The sequence below is a fragment of the Synechococcus sp. R6-10 genome (assembly GCF_047461815.1).
GTDB lineage: Bacteria > Cyanobacteriota > Cyanobacteriia > Thermostichales > Thermostichaceae > Thermostichus.
Window position 1 is genome coordinate 1 of the sequence record NZ_JANSHW010000714.1, and the last position, 1,015, is coordinate 1,015.

The 1,015-nt window shown below is 61.8% G+C and carries 1 protein-coding gene; it reads left to right on the forward strand.

Going from position 1 to position 1,015, the window contains the following annotated elements:
- The first annotated feature begins 151 nt into the window (after positions 1-151).
- A complete protein-coding gene (locus NW837_RS15485; RefSeq protein ID WP_414332560.1) occupies positions 152-943 on the forward strand; it encodes an adenosylcobinamide-GDP ribazoletransferase in 792 nt (263 codons plus the stop codon).
- The last annotated feature ends 72 nt before the right edge of the window (positions 944-1,015 follow it).

Genomic DNA, 1,015 nt, shown 5'->3' on the forward strand with positions numbered 1-1,015 from the left:
CCGCGGTGGGCGCCATCGGAGCTTTGGTGGCCAAGCTCACCATTGTCAAGCTCACCATTGTGGTGGGGCGCACCGTTCGCAAGGATTCCTATTTTCTCTCCCAGAGGGCTGGATTGGCGGATCCCTTTACACAGACTCAAGGACTGAGCGATTGCGGCGCTTCTGGGCAGCCTTGACTTTCTACACGGCCCTGCCTCTGGGGTGGGTCGGAGACTTGCCGTTTGAGGGCATTGCCGCCTGGCTGCCGGGGGTAGGTGTGTTGCTGGGCGGGATCCTCTCCCTGGCTGGGATCCTGCTGCAGGTTTTCCCCAATCCGGTGCGGGCCGCTTTGCTCTTGGCCCTGTGGGTTCTCTTGACCGGTGGACTGCACCTGGACGGGGTGGCCGATACTGCCGATGGCTTGGCGATCAATGTCCACAAGCCTCCCCACACAGGGGATCCGCAACCGGCAGCCCAGGCAGACCCGGAGGGATCCCGCCGTCTGCAGGTGATGAGCGATAGCCACACCGGGGCCTATGGGGTACTGGCCTTGGTGCTGCTGCTGCTGCTGAAATTTGCTGCCCTGAGCAGCGTTCGAGCTTGGCCCCTCTTGCTGCTGGTGCCCGCCTGGGGGCGTTGGGGCCAGTTGCTCGCCATTGCCCTGTACCCCTATCTGCGAGAGCAGGGATCCGCCCGCTTCCTCAAAGACTCCACTTCCCTGCCGGGATCCCTGTGGCCGGGCACTCTGCTTGTGCTGGCCATCACCGGGGGGTTGGGCTGGGCTGGGATCTTGGCTTGGCCCCCTTTGCTGCTCTGGACGCTGGGATCCGCCCTGGGGGCTTGGGCCGTGGGCTACTGGATCTACCGCCAGTTGGGAGGACACACGGGCGATACCTACGGAGCTACGGTGGAATGGTCAGAAGCGATAGCATTGCTGTGGGGATCCCTTATTGGGCCATCATGAATCTGATACATTTACGCTGAACACTGCTGAACATCACTGTTCAACTATGCAGCGATAGCATTCTGTTTGTTT